14 protein-coding genes are annotated in these 17,899 nt (G+C 38.2%); 5 read left to right on the top strand and 9 right to left on the bottom strand.

The window, feature by feature from the left end; genetic code table 11:
- Positions 1-142: 142 nt before the first annotated feature.
- Together ES711_RS01085 and ES711_RS01080 are read right to left on the bottom strand one after the other, a co-directional pair.
- Complete coding sequence (locus ES711_RS01085) at positions 143-1,123, bottom strand: PLP-dependent cysteine synthase family protein (RefSeq protein ID WP_146888716.1); 981 nt, start codon at positions 1,121-1,123, stop codon at positions 143-145.
- A 284-nt stretch (positions 1,124-1,407) separates the two neighbouring features.
- Positions 1,408-2,643 (bottom strand): ABC transporter permease, encoded by a 1,236-nt coding sequence (locus tag ES711_RS01080; protein ID WP_146888713.1) that lies wholly within the window; start codon positions 2,641-2,643, stop codon positions 1,408-1,410.
- Between the two features lie 20 nt (positions 2,644-2,663).
- Between ES711_RS01080 and ES711_RS01075 the strand changes: the two genes are divergently transcribed.
- The gene (locus ES711_RS01075) at positions 2,664-3,956 is read left to right on the top strand and encodes an exo-beta-N-acetylmuramidase NamZ family protein (protein WP_394344876.1); all 1,293 of its coding nucleotides are present in this window, start codon (positions 2,664-2,666) and stop codon (positions 3,954-3,956) included.
- Between the two features lie 15 nt (positions 3,957-3,971).
- On the opposite strand, the gene ES711_RS01070 is transcribed toward ES711_RS01075, so the two are convergent.
- Positions 3,972-4,817: a sterol desaturase family protein gene (locus tag ES711_RS01070; protein WP_146888707.1), complete on the bottom strand. Its 846-nt coding sequence runs from the start codon at positions 4,815-4,817 to the stop codon at positions 3,972-3,974.
- Between the two features lie 4 nt (positions 4,818-4,821).
- The gene (locus ES711_RS01065) at positions 4,822-5,721 is read right to left on the bottom strand and encodes a hypothetical protein (RefSeq protein WP_146888704.1); all 900 of its coding nucleotides are present in this window, start codon (positions 5,719-5,721) and stop codon (positions 4,822-4,824) included.
- Between the two features lie 318 nt (positions 5,722-6,039).
- On the opposite strand from ES711_RS01065, the gene ES711_RS01060 reads away from it, so the two are divergent.
- Positions 6,040-6,735, top strand: a complete 696-nt coding sequence (locus ES711_RS01060) for a class I SAM-dependent methyltransferase (protein ID WP_146888701.1) — start codon at positions 6,040-6,042, stop codon at positions 6,733-6,735.
- A gap of 118 nt (positions 6,736-6,853) precedes the next feature.
- Here the strand turns inward: ES711_RS01060 and ES711_RS01055 are convergent, their stop codons facing one another.
- The 3 genes from ES711_RS01055 to ES711_RS01045 form a co-directional block, all read right to left on the bottom strand.
- Positions 6,854-8,470 (bottom strand): amidohydrolase, encoded by a 1,617-nt coding sequence (locus tag ES711_RS01055; RefSeq protein WP_146888699.1) that lies wholly within the window; start codon positions 8,468-8,470, stop codon positions 6,854-6,856.
- A 140-nt stretch (positions 8,471-8,610) separates the two neighbouring features.
- The gene (locus tag ES711_RS01050; RefSeq protein WP_146888696.1) at positions 8,611-10,335 is read right to left on the bottom strand and encodes a TonB-dependent receptor; all 1,725 of its coding nucleotides are present in this window, start codon (positions 10,333-10,335) and stop codon (positions 8,611-8,613) included.
- A gap of 77 nt (positions 10,336-10,412) precedes the next feature.
- On the bottom strand, positions 10,413-13,433 hold the full coding sequence (locus ES711_RS01045) for a tetratricopeptide repeat protein (protein WP_146888693.1): 3,021 nt from the start codon (positions 13,431-13,433) through the stop codon (positions 10,413-10,415).
- 629 nt (positions 13,434-14,062) lie between these two features.
- On the opposite strand from ES711_RS01045, the gene ES711_RS01040 reads away from it, so the two are divergent.
- The 3 genes from ES711_RS01040 (at position 14,063) to ES711_RS01030 (ending at position 16,684) form a co-directional block, all read left to right on the top strand.
- A complete protein-coding gene (locus tag ES711_RS01040; protein ID WP_146888690.1) occupies positions 14,063-14,746 on the top strand; it encodes a cell division ATP-binding protein FtsE in 684 nt (227 codons plus the stop codon).
- Between the two features lie 115 nt (positions 14,747-14,861).
- A complete protein-coding gene (locus ES711_RS01035; protein ID WP_146888687.1) occupies positions 14,862-15,749 on the top strand; it encodes a glycosyltransferase family 2 protein in 888 nt (295 codons plus the stop codon).
- Complete coding sequence (locus ES711_RS01030; RefSeq protein WP_146888684.1) at positions 15,749-16,684, top strand: glycosyltransferase family 2 protein; 936 nt, start codon at positions 15,749-15,751, stop codon at positions 16,682-16,684. The genes ES711_RS01035 and ES711_RS01030 overlap by 1 nt, the downstream gene beginning before the upstream one ends.
- Here ES711_RS01030 and ES711_RS01025 read toward each other — a convergent pair.
- Complete coding sequence (locus tag ES711_RS01025) at positions 16,667-17,062, bottom strand: sugar 3,4-ketoisomerase (RefSeq protein WP_146888681.1); 396 nt, start codon at positions 17,060-17,062, stop codon at positions 16,667-16,669. The genes ES711_RS01030 and ES711_RS01025 overlap by 18 nt on opposite strands.
- Positions 17,062-17,892: a glycosyltransferase family 2 protein gene (locus tag ES711_RS01020; protein WP_146888678.1), complete on the bottom strand. Its 831-nt coding sequence runs from the start codon at positions 17,890-17,892 to the stop codon at positions 17,062-17,064. The genes ES711_RS01025 and ES711_RS01020 overlap by 1 nt, the downstream gene beginning before the upstream one ends.
- Positions 17,893-17,899: the final 7 nt, after the last annotated feature.

Below are 17,899 nucleotides of genomic sequence, written 5' to 3'. Positions count from 1 at the left end.
CATACTTTAAACTTTAAAAAAAAGCGTCATGAAATTAATTTTCATGACGCTTTTTTTAAATTATACCTCAGCTCCCTTCAACTCCAAAATAAAAAGTCTCAATTCTCTATTCTAACAGCGAAGCGGTCTTAATTCTATAAACCTAATCGATATACCCCATCTTCTTCATCCACTCATCATTGAACATCTTTCCTACATAACGACTGCCATGATCATGGAATAATACCACCACCACATCATCTTTTGTAAAATGCTCTTTCAATTGCAACAACCCTTTAATTGCGGCTCCAGCAGAATTCCCTAAAAACATGCCTTCTTCTTTCGCTAATAATTGTGTGTAAACGGCAGCATCCTTGTCGGTTACTTTGGTAAATCCGTCGATGATATCAAAATTGACATTTTTAGGGAGAATATCCTCGCCAATCCCTTCCGTGACGTATGGATAGATTTCATTCTCGTCAAAAATACCCGTTTCGTGGTATTTTTTAAAGACGCTACCATAGGTATCAATTCCCCAAATTTTTACGTCTGGATTTTGTTCTTTTAAATATTTCCCAACACCTGAAATGGTGCCTCCAGTTCCAACACCAACCACAAAATGAGTAATTTTTCCATCCGTTTGCTTCCAAATTTCAGGCCCTGTGCTTTCGTAATGTGCTTTTGTATTGCTTAGGTTATCGTACTGATTCACATACCAAGAATTTGGCGTCTCTTCTCCCAAGCGTTTAGACACTGAATAATAACTTCTCGGATCTGTTGGTTCCACATCTGTCGGACAAACGATCACCTCTGCACCGACAGCACGAAGGATATCCATTTTTTCTTTAGATTGTTTATCGGAAAGCACAAAAATACATTTGTAACCTTTAACAATAGCAACTAATGCCAATCCCATTCCCGTGTTTCCTGAAGTCCCTTCAATGATGGTCCCTCCTGGTTTTAAGAGACCTTGCGCTTCAGCATCTTCAATCATTTTAACGGCCATTCTATCTTTTACAGAATTCCCCGGATTGAAAGTCTCGTATTTTGCCAACACCAAACACGGTAAGTCTTTGGTCAATTTATTTAGTTTTATCAATGGGGTGTTCCCAATGGTTTCAAGTATATTTTCTGCGTATTGCATCTGTTTCATTTTAAGACTTCAAAGGTAAGGGGATTTTTTGATTTAATAAATTGGGAAGTGTACAGAGATTTATTGAAGAAATTGATTTTTGAAGGGGCGTGATGTTGCATAATTAAACACTGTTCCACAAAGTTGCACGAAGGTGCACAAAGTTCCACAAAGCTGTTCTTACATAAGTTTCATCAACTTGAAAGAATAAAGACCTGCGCAAATCTGCGAAATCCGCGGGAGAATTTATTATTTCTTTAATGAGCTACTGCCAACTGAAAACTGAGGACTGAAAACTAATCAAACCGCATCGCCTTAACGGGAGATATTTTAGTAATGATCACTGACGGAATTAAAAGCATCAGCAAGCAAACCACGAAGGTTCCTAAGTTGAGCAATAAAATATAATCGAGGCTAATGTAAACTGGGGCTTCTGACACATAATACACATCAGGATTTAGCGGAACCAATCCAAAATATTTTTGAGCAAACAACAGTCCCAACCCGATTAAGTTGCCCCAAAATAAACCCAACCCAATTAAATAGGTGGCGTTGTAGAGGAATACTTTTCTGATGCTCCAATTATTACTTCCTAAGGCTTTGAGAATCCCAATCATTTGGGTACGTTCCAAAATTAAAACCAATAAGGCCGTAATCATATTAATTCCCGCAACGAGAATCATAATCCCGATAATACCATAAGTATTGTTATCAAAAATGCTGATCCATTCAAAAATGGACACATATTTTTGCTCTACGGTAATCGCATCTAAGTCGGACGGAATGGTATCGTAGATTTCCATTCCTTTTAATTCAATTTGATTGAAATCGTCAATAAAAACTTCAAAATTGCCGACCTGATTTTCATCCCATTTATTGAGTCGTTGTACATGACGAATATCACCCATCACGAACTTTTCGTCCAATTCTTTAAAACCTGAATTATAGATACCGACAATTTCGAATGCCCTTAAAAACGGCATCTGATCAATGCTTTCTTTCTTAAAAACGGTCTGAAAATTATCACCCAACTTGAATTGCAAACGGTTGGCCAAGTATTCTGAAATTAGCACTTCATTGCTCATCTCACCTGAATAATCCGGTAATCGGCCTTCGGTCAAAAACTCTCGAAAATAGCGCCAATCATAGTCGGAGCCCACACCTTTAAGCACGACACCTTCAAAATCAGTTGCTGTACGAACCACACCGAATTTTGTAGCTGTGGCTTGCACATGGCTGATGCCTTCCACATCTTTAAATTCCGGATAGAAAGCTTGATTTTTACTGATTGGAATTTCAGATTCGTCTGAAGCGTTACTATCAAAATTATTGATGGTGACATGGCCATTAAAAGCCACCACCTTATCCCTAATCTTTTGCTGGAGTCCGATTCCTGTTGCAATCGCAATCAACATCACTACAATACCGATAGCAATAGCCGTAATACCAATTTTTATTATTGGTGCTGATACACTACTTTTATACGCTTTACTGCCTATAATACGTTTAGCTAAAAAAAACTCGTAATTCAAAATTTAAAATGCGATTAAAGATGTTCAAAAATACGTTTTTCCCGATAATAATAGGACTTGTTTTGATTTTGATTTCCTGTGGGAATGGGGCTAGTAGTACTAAGTATCCAGAACGAAGTATTAAGAGCGATGAACATGGGCCGGAGATCATAAAAAATGAATCGCTAACCGCAGACTTGAGCCAGCAGCCTATAAAAGTTGGCGCCAATCGAACAGAGAATTACTTAAAATTATTAAAAGGTAAACGTGTGGGCTTTGTGGGCAATCAATCGAGTGTAATTTTTAAAGATAGCAAGCGTAAGAACGATAAAGACGCTGCTTATACGCACCTCGTAGATTCATTGTTAAGCTTGAACATTGATGTGAAAAAAGTATTTTCTCCAGAACACGGATTTAGAGGCACGGCAGATGCTGGCGAAGAAATTAAAGATGGCTTAGACCCTAAAACGAGGTTGCCAATCATCTCTTTATATGGTGATAATAAAAAACCGAAACCTGCACAACTTGAAGGTTTGGATATTATGGTTTTTGATATTCAAGATGTGGGCGTGCGTTTCTACACGTATATCTCCACTTTACATTATGTGATGGAAGCCTGTGCCGAAGCCAAAATTCCATTACTGATTTTAGACAAACCAAATCCGAACGGCCATTACATAGATGGCCCAATTTTAGAAAAAGCACATACCAGTTTTGTGGGCATGCACCCTATCCCAATTGCGCACGGAATGACAATTGCGGAATACGCTCAAATGATCAACGGCGAAAAATGGTTAAAAAACGGCATTCAGTGTGACTTGACAGTCATTTCAATGGAAAATTACACACATGACCTGCCTTATAGCTTACCAATAAAACCTTCGCCAAATTTACCAAATGATCAATCCATTGCATTATACCCGAGCTTATGCTTTTTTGAAGGCACCAATGTCAGCGTTGGTCGTGGCACCGACACCCAATTTCAAGTTTTTGGAAGTCCAGATTTAGATAAAAACCATTTTGATTATCGTTTCACACCACAGTCTAAACCTGGTGCAACAGCACCGCCACAGTTAGGCAAAATGTGTTATGGGAGAGATTTGACCCAAGCTGTTGTTAAACCTGGAATTAATTTAGTATATGTGATTGATGCCTATGCCCATTCAAATAATAAAACCAAATTTTTCAATTCGTTTTTTGTGAAATTAGCGGGCACATCACAACTTCAAAAACAAATTGAACAAGGTCTTTCTGAAAAAGAAATAAAAGCGACTTGGGCCAAAGGACTTCAAGAATTTAAGGACGTTAGAAAACGGTATACCTTATATCCATAAAAGGCGTCCGAAGAATTATTCCACCGCTTCAATGCTATCAGTGGTTGGCTTTCTGTATTTATGAAACGGTTGTTTTAAGAGTTCACCGATGTTTCCATTGGCAACTTCATCCGGAAACGTATCTACCCCATAGATGATCTTTTCTCTATCTAAAACCATAAAAGTTCCAAACATGCGGTCCCATATTGAGAAGATATTGCCGAAATTACTATCGGTATAAGGCAACACATAGTGATGATGCACCTTATGCATGTCTGGAGATACCAAAACATAGCTCATTACTGAATCCAGTTTTCTTGGCATTTTAATATTGGCATGGGTAAACTGAGTAGCAATTAGAGACATGGATTGGTATAAAAACACCAAAGCAATGGGCGTCCCGATGATAAACACGCCGAAAAGCGTAAACGCAAAACGGATCACACTTTCTAATGGATGATGTCTATTGGCCGTTGTAGTATCCACATTATGATCTGTATGATGTACCAAATGCACCATCCACAACACTTTCACTTTGTGCTCTACATAGTGAGGCAAATAGGCTCCCACAAAATCAAGAAGCATTACACCTAACAAAGCATACAGCCATAGAGGCATTTCCGGCAACCAATTGATGATTCCGAAATCATTCATTTTAACCCAGTCTGCAGTGTGCAATAATAAAAATGCCAATCCGAAATTAATCCCCACCGTGGTCAGCGTAAAAAAAATGTTTGGAAGCGCATGATTCCATTTCTTGTAGGTAAACTTAAATAGTGGCAAAACACCTTCCAAAAGCCAGAACAGCGTTATCCCACCCACAAGAATCAAGCTTCTGTGGAGGGAAGGAATGGTTTCGAAATAGTTTATAATGCTTTCCATTAGTCTACAGATTAATGTTTCTAATTAATTCTGCTCTTTTCAAATTTACAGAAGAAACCTTACTTTTCCACGCTTCAGCATTCTTTTTATCCTTATTTAAAACATAAGCCGTATAATATAAAAAGGAAAGCAAATCCTGGTTAGATGCATCTATTTCAGAAAGATCCAACTTTTTTAAAGCTCGTAACACCTTTCTTGGTTTATCTTGAATAAGATATTCTGACAGTCTTAATAATTCAATTTTACGGCTTAAATGTGCTTTATCTTGTAGCCCGCTTGTCAGTAAAAAGCGGTCCGCATTATCTAAATACATGCTTGCTACTTGTATGACATCGGCCCGTACATCTTTACCAACCAAAATGGCGTAATCAAAATATTTTGAGGCTAGTCTGTAGGCCGAATTGAAATCTGGTCGTTGGGAGTAATTATCCAGTTCACTTTTTAAATAGGCTGTGTTGATGGCATAATTCGTAATAAATTCTGTCAGATTAAAAAAGGCTTCAGGCGAATTGGAAGTATTAACAATCATCCCATTAACATCCATGATTTTGATGTTATCATCTTCAAACTGCTCAATATAGGTTTTACTTCTGATGTCTTTAATGTCATCAAACAGCTCAGCGTAAAGGTTTTCACTCACTTTGACCGGTACAAAATATTCCCAAAGAATTCTATTGATTTCCTGATGATCAAAAAGATCTTCAAAAACAAGTTCATTGCCCGCAGTATCATTAACAATTACTGGATACGGTATGGTTGCCGCATCTTCCCAAACCATAAAGAGTAGCTTATCCTGAATTAGAGCGATGCGCTTAGCAGCATCGAGCGAGGTCATCCATTCTTGTGCAACACTAGAATTGGTGCCTATTAAAGTGATTATAATAATCAGGAGAATTTTTTTCATTTGAAACTTTATTACTTGTACGGAGTATCATCTTCCAACACAAGTTATGCCAAGAAGAGCTTGTGCTGATTTTTAAGGAAAGATAAGGATTTTGCTCTAATTTTTTCAATCCCAATTTGGAAACTCTATTACAACTCTGACGCTATTTTTAAATTATAGGCTATTAAAGTATCGATAATTTAATTTAAGATCTCAATCAAGGTTTTATTCTGCTTATTCTTATCTTTGACAGCGATTACAAATAGCCTGAAATGCCATCGTACGCTATAACTTAAATCTTAAGATTTTCGGGACTGCGGAAACATAAACTCACTTTTAATGAAAGACCTCTTCGGAACCGCATTACTCGATTACCTTAACGGTAATTTTACGGAAGACATCATTACCTCTACCAATATTTCTGACGATGATGAGCTCCCCCTCACCTACCTGTTTAGAGAATTCTCAGACATGTCCCAACTTGAACAGAAAGCGTTGCAATTGGCCCGGGGAAAAGTTTTAGATGTGGGGTGTGGTGCCGGCATTCACAGCTTATATTTGCAAGAACAAGGTTTGGAGGTAAAAGCTATTGATGTGTCTAAGGGCGCTATTGAAGTGTCCAAAAGACGTGGCGTAAAAAACGCCCAGTTAATTTCTGTTTTAGACGAAACAGAAACGTTTGACACCATTTTATTAATGATGAATGGTACAGGAATTTTTCAGGAACTGGATAAAACGCCGCTTTATTTAAAGCATCTTAAAACACTTTTAAATCCTAACGGTCAAATTTTGATTGATTCTACAGATATCAAATACATGTATGAGGACGACGACGGTGGGTATTGGCAAGATTTACATTCTAATTATTACGGTGAACTGGATTACTTATTAAGTTATAAAGGCGAATCAGAACCCTTAATTACCTGGTTGTACTTAGATTTTGAAACGCTGGCCACCGCTTGCGAATCTGTGGGGTTAACTTGCGAATTGGCGATGGAGGGTGATCATTATGATTATTTGGCGCGGATATTTTAATTTATTGCGCAGAGATGCGCGGAGAATGCACAGAGTTACACGGAGAATTTTGTTAAACATTGGTATTCCGTGTAACTCAGTGGTGCTCTGCGTGACTCTGTGAAATCATCGCTCTGAATTATTGCTTCACCCCGCCCACAAAAGTCTTCTGAACTTTAATATTGGGAATATCATGTACTTCAACCGTCATGATGTCTTTGTCAAGGATGATAAAATCTGCGAATTTCCCTTTTTCAATGCTACCTTTTTCCTTTTCCTCAAAGTTTGAATACGCTCCCCAAATGGTCATCCCTCGTAATGTTTCTTCTCGTGTTAAGGCATTCTCCATTTGATAGCCGTCTTTAGGAAACTTTTCTAAATCCTGACGCGCAACGGCTGCGTAAAAGGTCAAAAATGGACTCACCTGTTCCACCGGAAAATCCGTCCCTAAGGCCACTTTCCCGTAGGCATCCAACAGTTGCTTGTAGGCATAAGCACCTTTTACTCTTTCTGATCCTAATCGGTCTTCAGCCCAATACATATCAGAGGTCGCATGAGTGGGCTGTATAGACGGCATGATCGTTTTATACAGTTCAAAATCTGCTGGAGAAATAATTTGTGCATGTTCCACGCGCCAACGTCTGTCTGCCTTGTCTTTTAGAACTTTGTTATAGGTATTTAACACGGCATGATTGGCAGAGTCGCCAATGGCATGTGTATTCATTTGAAAGTCTGAATTGGCAATGCGTTGTGCCGCATTATTAAAGGTTTCTAAATCTGTTACCATTAAACCAAAATGATTTGGCTTGTCAATATAAGGTTTTCTTAACATCGCGCCTCGTGATCCTAAAGCACCATCGGCATAGAATTTAAAACTACTCACGTTTAGCTTATCTGTTTTGCTAGGCCCTTTTTTCAGGTAGTAATCAACATTTTCTTTAGATCCTGACACCATCGCATATACGCGAATACTCAAATCTCCTGTTTGCTGTAAACTATCAATCAACTCAATAGCTTGTCGAGAAAGACCAGCGTCGTCAACGGTCGTTAATCCGTAATCAAAACATATTTTTTGGGCATCTAAAAGCGCATTGATCATCTCTTGCTGAGATGATTTTGGCCAATGGTTCATTACTAAGTTCTCAGCATTATCGACCAAAACTCCCGTTAATTGTCCGTTTTCGATGACTACTTCGCCACCATCAACTTTACTGTCCACAGTGACATTTCCTAGATCTAATGCAGCTTGGTTTACCAAAATGGCGTGACCATCAATACGGGTTAAAGCAATTGGTGTGTCAGGATATAATTCGTCCAATAATGCTTTATTAGGGAACTCTTTCACTTCCCAATGATTTTGATCCCACCCACGGCCTAATATAAAATCGAGGTTTTTTTCATTCTGAAACGTGCTGATGCGCTCAATAATTTCTTCAAAACTCTTAGTGCCCACTAAATCTACCGATTGTTGGTTAAGTCCCATTCCTAAAAAGTGGCAATGGGCATCAATAAAGCCCGGTACGATGGTTTGTCCGTTGGCATCGATGACATTGGCGGATGCATATTTTTCTTGGATGGCCTCTGAACTACCGATCTCTAAAAATTTTCCATCTTTCACGGCAAAGGCTTCGGCTTTTCCAAAAGCATCATCTACAGTGTAGACATTAGCATTAATGACGATGGAATCGACTTCTACCTTTTCGTTTTCACAAGAGAAAATAGTGACGATGAGAAGTAATAAAACTAGTTTTTTCATTTTGGAGATGGTTAGTGTTCGTAGTGATTGTTAAGTAAAAATAAGAAAAGCATCCAAATTTTGGATGCTTTTCTGTTACAATATCGCATTGACATGCGTTTGTAATTCTTGTATGAGGTCCCCGCTCTCGCGGGGAGTTATTAAAAATCGAATTGGTAGGTTGCTCCTGCCAAGGCTTGTATGCCTTGTACCGGAGTGTTTAGCCAACGTTGGTATTCTTGATTGGCAATATTGTTAGCCTTAATATAGAAAGACAGCTGATCATTAAGACGGTAGCCTACATGTGCATTGGCATCGAAATAACTATCTAAAGTCATCTTTTGCATGATTGGTCCAGAAAAATTGGTGACATGGTATTGATCCTGGCGTTCTCCTACATAAAACAAGCCTGCACCAGCAAACCAATTTTCGTCAATTTGATAATCTAAAAATAATGATGCTTTAAGGTTCGGAAGATTCCAAGCTTCGGCCTGCGCATCTGTACTATAAGAGAAATATTCTGCTTTAACTCCTAATTTGAAGTTTCTGTTGACATCCACATTTACTTCGCCGGCAAAAGAAATTGTTTTAACATCATCGTAGACAACTCCAAAAGAATTCCCATGTTGATAATCTTCAGTAGCGCCTATCACTACCGGATTTGCCATATATAAGGCTTTATTAGCCTCATTCATATATCCACCATTTACGCTATAGCCAATGCTGTTGGACAATTTCCCTTTTAAACCAACATAACCTTTATATTTTTGGTCTGTAGGTGTGATGTAAAGTGTAGGCGACACATACGGATTGACCTGCGCTAAATCATAATATGAATTTTGGTTTAAGCCACCTTCCAGACCACCAAAAGCAATCATCAATTCGTCAATCAATCGATAGGATGCGGTAATGTTGGGATAGATAAAGAAGCTACCATCGCTAGCTTCAGTATCGTTCATATAGACCAATTTGACTCCTAAATTAAGTGTTAAATCGTCTTGGGTAAGCTGATAACTTGGCGCAATACCAAAAGCTACATTGCCATAATCTACGGCAGTATTGGTATAAAAATCTCTTTCAAAAGAACCGCTAATATAATCGACCATCACTTCTGTTGAAATTAATTCATCCTGAATTGGCAAGTCTGCTGACGCTTTTACCACAAATCGGTTTTCCCCAGAGCCTTGGTTGTCTCCAAACCTTCTGTAACGCGCACTAGCATCCTTTAATAAATAGTCGTGTAACTTTACTTTTCCACCTACATTTCCACCGTGAAACGCGTGATTGCCATCAATAGTTTCAGCGGTTGCCGCATTAAAATAAGGCTGAGGCAATCCGTACCAATTAAATTTTTGATAAAGTCCGCCAGCATCTACCGTCCAAGATAGATCCCGAAGTTTTTTGCTGTAGTTAACGTTCAACTGGGTGTCGATAAAATCGTCATCAAGCAATACCTCATCAATGCCACCACTAGAAGAATGATGTGTTAAGGAACCACCAATGTGTTCTCCTCTACCCAGCTCATGGTTGAGATACACTTCACCTAAAATAGAAGTATAGGTCCCTAAGCCTAACGAAGCGTAATTATCGTACAATTTGACAGCTTTAGCCTTATTAACCGTTGCCGCTTTTCCTTTGGCAGGCGTAAATGTTGAAGCTACCGGGATTGAGAAAATATTGTACTTGATCTCTTTTTTTGTGGTATTGGTATCATCATCTAAAACCGGCGTTTCCTTAATTTTAAAAGCGTCTGCCACAGTAGGCGTGTAAGCCTTGACTACCGTAACCACTTCAGTGTCTAAAGTATCCTTTGTACGTTCTTGTGCAACTGTTGCAGCACTGGTGACGACTGCAAGGGTAAAAATATATTTGATTTTATTTAGCATGTGTATGAGTGTTAAATTCCGAAATTCTAATTTTTGTTCCTAGAGTTGTGATTACAACACATTTAGAATTATTCAATTTAATTTTCAGGATTTATTGATGAATTTGTTTTTGCTTCTTCCGCTTTGATGATGCTCAATTGTGTTCTAGCTTCTTGAACTACATCCTTAAATTCCGGAAAGTTAGAGATGACGCTTTCTAAAATATAGGTGGCTTGGAAGGCATCTTTTAACGCATAGAAATTTTTAGCCATCAGCACCAAACCTTTGGCACTATAATATTTATAACTGCTAAAATCTTTAGCCAAACGTTGCGCTGTAGTATTAGATTGTGCATAACTCCCTTCTTTGTTTTTAAAGTAAGCGTTGTAGTACAAGGCTTCTGCGGCTAAAGCTCCCGTGGCAATTTTTTCAACCGTGGCGTAAGCTGATTTTGCTTTAGATTCATTCCCAGTTTTTATGGCTGAACGGGCAATGATAATCTGAGCATCACTTTTCACCTTATTGTCTAACTTAGAATTGGATAATACTTTCTCAGCATAATTTTCCGCATCCTTATATTTTTCCAATTGGTAATATGCATTCATTAAGTTAGATTGGGCATAGATGATGTTTTGTGGATAGTCTGCTTCTACTTCCAACTGTTTTAATAGTGGGATGGCTTTATTCCATTGGGAGCCGTTTAAATAGGTTTCTGACAACTTCACGATGGCTTGCTCCGTGAATTCGCTTTTTGGTTTATTGACCACAAACTCATAATGCGGACGTGCATTTTCTGGCAAAGATTTTTTAGAATACAATTCCCCCAAATAGAAATGTGATTTTAAGGCGTGGATGCCGTTAGGAAACTGGTTGATATAGCCATTAAATTGTTTGATGGCATTATCTGTCTTATTTTCTAAATATTGTTTTTCTGCAGCTAAGTAGGTGGTGTTGTCCAAATCAGAATCTGACACCTCCATATAGTCTAAGGTTTTTACCCAAGCGGCGTACTCATCAACGCGTCCTAAATCGATATAAATTAAACGGGCTGTCGACACTGCTTGCACCGCTTCTTCACTACTTGGGTAATTTTTAGCGACTTGTTTAAATTTGGCCAAGGCTTGATCATTCTGACCTGAATTGTAATAAATAAGGCCTTGTCTTAAAATTGATTTCGAATTGAATACGGAGTTTTTATACTCTGCATTCAATCGGTCGTACATCGCAATTGCCTGAGTATTTTGATTCGCTTTTACATAGGAATTTGCCAGTTCATACATCGCATCATCCCGTAACGAAGATTTGCTATATCTATTGATAAACTTGTTTAATTCTTGAATTTTGGTACTGCCCTGACCTATATAACCATAACTCATTGATTTTTGAAAATCAGCATAATCAGGTTCTATCTGCTTTAGAGCGATGGCTTTATCGTAAGCTGCAATAGCCGCCTGATAATCAGATGACACAAAATAGCCGTCTCCCAGTCTTAAATACGCATCGTTCAATCGTAATTTGTCATCCTGACGATTATTGACGAAGCTTTTAAAATGTTCGGTCGATTTTGAATAGTTCTTTTGTTTAAAATAGGTGTAGCCTAAATTATAATCGATGTTGTTCATTTCAGGAGTTCCAGCAGCGTCACTTAATTGCATAAACTGTTTAAAGCCAATTAGTGCCTCGGCATAATTACCGATATTATAATCAGTTTCAGCTTTCCAAAACGTCGCTCTTGCCGTAAATTTCGGGTCACGCGGTTCTTTAATTGCTTTTTCAAACAAGCGTTTTGCTTCTTGGTAATTCCCTTCATTATAGATTTCAATACCTCTATAAAAGGCTACTTTTTGCAATGCTACTTTATTTTCGAAGCTGGTTTTGCCTTCCAATAAGCGCAAGGCTTCCTCGTAATTTTTTGAGGTGATATAAGAATCAATCAAAAGTGTTTCAATTTCAGTTTTATTGGCTGCTTGAGGATATTTTTGCAAGTAGCTGGTCAAAACCTGAGGCACGGATTGGTATGGATTCCCAATCTCATAACTTAATTTTGCATAATTTAACCAGGCATCTTCTTGAATTTTAAGATCAAAATCCATTTGTGATGCATTTCTAAACGCATTTAGAGCTTCCTGTTTTTTATCTAAGTTGACATAACTTTCACCCAAATGGTAATAGGCATTTTGTGCCACACTGTTATTGCCACCAATAATTTTATTGAATTCAGAAATAGCTTTTTCAAAATCGTTCTGCTTATAGTAAGCGTAGCCCAATTGGTAATAATCGGTATTGCTCCACTTTCCTTTTTTACCTTTATAGGCCGTTAAATACGGAATGGCTTCCTTGTATTTTTGCATGTTAAAATAGCTTTCGCCTATGATTTTGGAGAGTTCAGACTTTTCAGTAGGACTGCTTTTTTTCATTTGGGCTTCAGCAAGTTCAATGGCTTTGTCGAATTTACCCAGCTTAAAATTTAAATCTGCTTGATAATAAGACAGTTTTTCCTGATACTTTTCATTATCGCTAACTTGTTCAAAATATTCATTGGCTCGGTCATAATCATCACCTTCGTACGCCATAAACCCGATATAATATTTAGCTTGAGACCCGTATTCTTTAGAGTTGACCACGCGGCTCAAATATTTTTGTGCGTTCACTTCATCTTTAGTCGTGTATAAACTATAGCCATAATTGAACGAAAAACGATCGCGTTCAGCCCTACTCATGCTGCCTTCGTCTACTTTTTCATACCATTTTCTGGCATAGGCGTATTTGCCATTATCAAAATAATAATTGGCGACATCTAAAAATGCACTATTACGTTTGATACTGGTTGGATATTTCTCAACAAACTCTTCAATAAGCGCATCAGCGTTCATTTGGTTGAGCCTTACCGCACAATTGGCGTAGTAATAGGTGCAATCAGCCTCCAATTGTTCATTGTCAGTGGCATCCTTAACTTTATCAAACATGCTTTGGGCAGCCTGATATTGCTTATTGTTATATAATGTGAGTGCTTTTTGATAATCGACCAGTTCATTGGTATAGGTTGCCGATTGTTGGGCGTAAGAAGATCCTATTAGCAACAGGAAACTTACTAAGAAAATTATTTTTTTGTGAACCATTAAATCTGTTTTTTTTTGACGATCAAAGATACTTGAATCTTAAATCTATAACGAAGGAAAAATCTTTTAATTATAAACGGAGTTATTAAAAAAAGTCTTCAGTATGCAGTCTTCAGTATGCAAATAATAAAAACTGAATGCCTTAAGCAAATATATTGATTTTGAATACCTTGTTCGTGATTCGATGTTCGTTGGTGGATATTCGAGATTTTACGAGTTCTTTATATTCTCTACTCTCTCTCAAACTCTTTTCTCTTTTCTCTTTTCTCTATTCCTTATTCGTTATTCAGCATTCATTATTCGACCCCGCTTACTTTCAATATAAAAACCACCTCGTCTTCTACTTCTCTTCGGAAGCAGAATCCACTCCTCCTTTACCATGAGGAGAATTTAAGAGGGTAGTTAAATTTTAAAATAAAGGTTAACATCATCGTGCCTCAATATTCTCTATTCGTTTTTCTCTCTTTTCTCTTTTCCCTTTTCCATTTTCTCTAACATTCAACCATTCCCTACGCTCTATCCCAATATCATTTTGCGTCCCCTTATGGTTATTCTCATAATTACAATGGTATTTGGCATTTGATTAATTTAATAATACATTTACAACTCTTAAAAAATCACACAAAAAAATGTCTCAAACTGTTTTAGAATTAAAGGATGTCTCCATATATCAAGGAGACAGCATGGTGTTATCTGAAGTGAATGTAGAAATGCAAAAGGGTGATTTTGTGTATCTCATAGGTAAAACAGGAAGCGGAAAAAGTAGTTTTATGAAAACACTTTATGGCGATTTGCAACTGACGGAAGGTCAAGGGCATATTGTCGATTTCGACTTAAGAGCCTTAAAAGAAAAGGACATTCCGTTTTTACGACGGAAATTGGGCGTGGTTTTTCAGGATTTTAAGTTACTGCCGGATCGCACGGTCAATAGCAATTTAGAATTTGTTTTAAAAGCGACCGGCTGGAAAGACAAAGACGAAATTAGAGAACGTATAGAGAAAGTGTTGGATAAAGTGGCGATGAAAACCAAAGGCTTTAAATTCCCGCACGAACTTTCTGGGGGCGAGCAGCAACGGATTGCCATTGCCAGAGCACTTTTAAACGATCCTGAACTGATATTGGCCGATGAACCAACCGGAAATTTGGATCCGCAAACCAGTATTGAAGTGATGGAGGTGTTGCTGGAAATTAATAAAAATGGCAATACCATTTTGATGGCTACACATGATTATGCACTCCTGCTACGTTACCCAAGTAAAACCTTAAAATGCGATGAAAATAAGGTTTTTGAAGTGGTTCAGCGCAAAGGCTAATGCTCCGTTAGAGCATAAAGGAATTTAGTCGGAAACTTAAGCCATCAATGCGATAAAAAATTGTATTTTCCAGTATAGCATTTATATAAGACTAATATAAAGTCCCTTTTCAAATATGTTGTCCATTCTCATCCCGGTATACAACTACAATGTAGTTTCATTGGTGGAGCACCTACACCGGCAAGCAATGGAACTTCAGATCTCTTTTGAGATCTTAGTGCATGATGACGGATCTGACGCTACTTTTAACACTATCAATCAAAACATCAGCCATTTAAGTGATTGTCAACTTATTGAAACCCCTTTTAACCGTGGGCGTGCTGAGCTGAGGCAACAGTTAGCCAACCTGGCGCAGTATGATTTGTTACTCTTTTTAGATGCGGATGTCATGCCACGAAGTGTAACCTTCCTTCAAAATTATCTCAATAGTATTACAGAAAACCAAGACGCGGTTTACGGTGGCTTTGCCTATCAAAACACTATACCAGCGCCCGATGCTTCATTGAGATGGCGGTATGGCACTGCAAAAGAACAAGTGGATGCCCGTATTAGAAATCAGAAACCCTATAAGATTGTCATCTCTGGAAATTTTCTTATAAAAAAATCGGTATTTCTGACTCTAAACGCGCAAATGACAGGCTTCCAATACGGTTACGACAATTATTTTGGCGCTTTGTTAAAAGCAGGCGATTTTAAAGTAAGTCACATTAACAATGAGGTTTATCATTTAGGACTTGATAGCAATTCAGACTACTTAAAAAAGGTGGAAGCATCCGTAGAAACCCTATTAGAACTCTATCAAACTGAGGCGATAATTAAAAGTGACAACACACTTTTAAAGACCTTTAAAGGTTTAAAAAAGTTTAAATCGCATCGATTTTTAGCCTTTGTTTTTAAATATAGAAAAACCCAGTTAACCGCGCATCTGTTAAGTGTAGATCCTTCTATCAACAAGTTGCAATTTTACAAATTAGGCTATATGTGCGCCTTGGATCAGAACTAATGGTGCCTTTTTTCTCCATAATTATTCCGCTCTATAATAAGGAACACTATATCGGAAACACTCTCGACCATGTGCTTGCGCAAACGTTTATAAACTTTGAAGTGATTGTGGTAAACGACGGGTCTACTGACGGTAGTGGCCTTGTGGTTACTTCGCGATCCGATGACAGGATACGCTATTATGAACAAAATAACCAAGGAGTTGCGAGCGCTCGAAACACAGCAATCGGCCATGTGCGTAGCCAGTATATCGCACTCTTGGATGCCGATGATCTTTGGCATCACACCTATTTGGAGCGGATGCAACAGCTCATTCAATCCTATCCAGAACAACAGGTCTTTACCGCAGCGGTACTCTTAGAAATGTCGAGCAAATCTATACCGTCAATGTATTCCATTAGAAACCTCAAGGCCAATGATGTGCGTGTCGTTGATTATTTTGAATCTAGCTCTATAAATTCCCTGCTCACCAGTTCGAGCATTGTGGTGCATCATGGTGTTTTCAAAAAGATAGGCACATATAATCCTTTATATAAAAGCCGGGAAGACACGGACTTATGGATTCGAATCGGTTTGCAGTATAAAGTGGTGTTTCTTAACCAGTTACTCGTAACATATCGCTATCATAGTCAAAGTCTCTCCAGGCTTAAACACAACTTTAGCGACCAACCTTCTTTAGATTCCTATCTCCAACACGAAACTACGCATCCGAGTTTAAAAAAATTCTTAGATATCAATCGGTTTTCGATGGCCATCTTGGCAAAGCTCGATCATGACCAAAGGAAATTTGAAGCTTTTAAGGCTGCTATTGATTACACCAATTTAAACAAGAAACAGCGCTTTCTTCTCCAACAACCTCCACTGATGATCAAATTCTTACATAGGTTTAAACTGTTGGTGCAACACCTAGGTTTCCGGTTAAGTGCTTACAGATGATTTAAACTCAGAATAATCCCTGATATAATCCTCTTCCTCAAAAACACCTGAGGCCAACACCAAGCAGACGGCCCCAGAGGAAAAATTATCAAGTTCACGCCAAGTTTTGGTGGGAATTAAAAGCCCTCTATGAGGTTTGTTTAACATGATTCTGTGTTTTTTAAAACCGTCGTCCAACACCACCTCAAAACTACCACTCAGCGCTACTAAAAATTCCGATTGTGCCTTGTGAGAATGGCCCCCGCGATACGAATCACTAGGCACATCGTAAAGATAATACACCCGTTTAATTTCAAAAGGAATGCAATCGTGCTCTATTACGGATAAGTTGCCGCGGCGATCTTCAATTTTAGGGATGTCGATGAGTTTAACTGTCATTATTGATCTATGTCACCGGCCTTTTCCAGTTTTTTATAAGCATGAATACCTTTTAAACCGAGTTTGAATTTCTTGAAAATTGCATTCGCAGCTATATAATCCATTCGCCAAAGGAAAAAAATATACTTTGGTACCCAAAAATAACTCAAATTGCCCAAAAATCGATAGTGCAAGGCTGCTTTAGAGAACACAGCAGCATCACTCCCCATTAACCGTCCTGAACTTAAGTAGGGATGCTGTACAATGGTTTGCGCCACATGCACCATCTTAAGCTCTTTATCATAGGCATTCCGAAGAAAAACGTATTCTTCCCCACCCTGAAATGCTGCTCCAAAACCAAAATGGGCATTGTAATTTACCTGTCGTTCTCTGTACAACTCCCTTTTAAAAGAAATTACCCAAGTAAATATTTTTCTCAAAGACGCCTTGTTATGTAGACCTTCTGGACCGTAATTAGTATAGGGTCTGTAATTTTCATCTACAGCTTCAAAGGACAGCATGGCTGCATTTGGATATTTTAAATGCGCTTCTAGAATGGTTTTCTTTAGATTTGGTTGATAGATGATGTCATCGTCTGCCATCAGACAAATAGGAGCAGTGGCATGGGCTAGGGCAAGATTTCTACTTTTCGCTACACCAAACTCGTCACAATTAATGACTTTGATTTGTTCAAATTCAGATACCAACAGTGCGTCTGGAGTCGTTTGATTAATGATCAAAATCTTAAAATCGGCGTGATTGTTATGCTCAAACATGGCCCATAAAAAATCCAAGGAGACCCGATGAATTGTCGCCACTAGAATTTCAATATGCGGAAACTTTATGTCCATTACTAAG

This window comes from Gelidibacter salicanalis (assembly GCF_007997285.1).
GTDB lineage: Bacteria > Bacteroidota > Bacteroidia > Flavobacteriales > Flavobacteriaceae > Gelidibacter > Gelidibacter salicanalis.
This window is presented reverse-complemented; position numbering and strand designations above follow the sequence as displayed.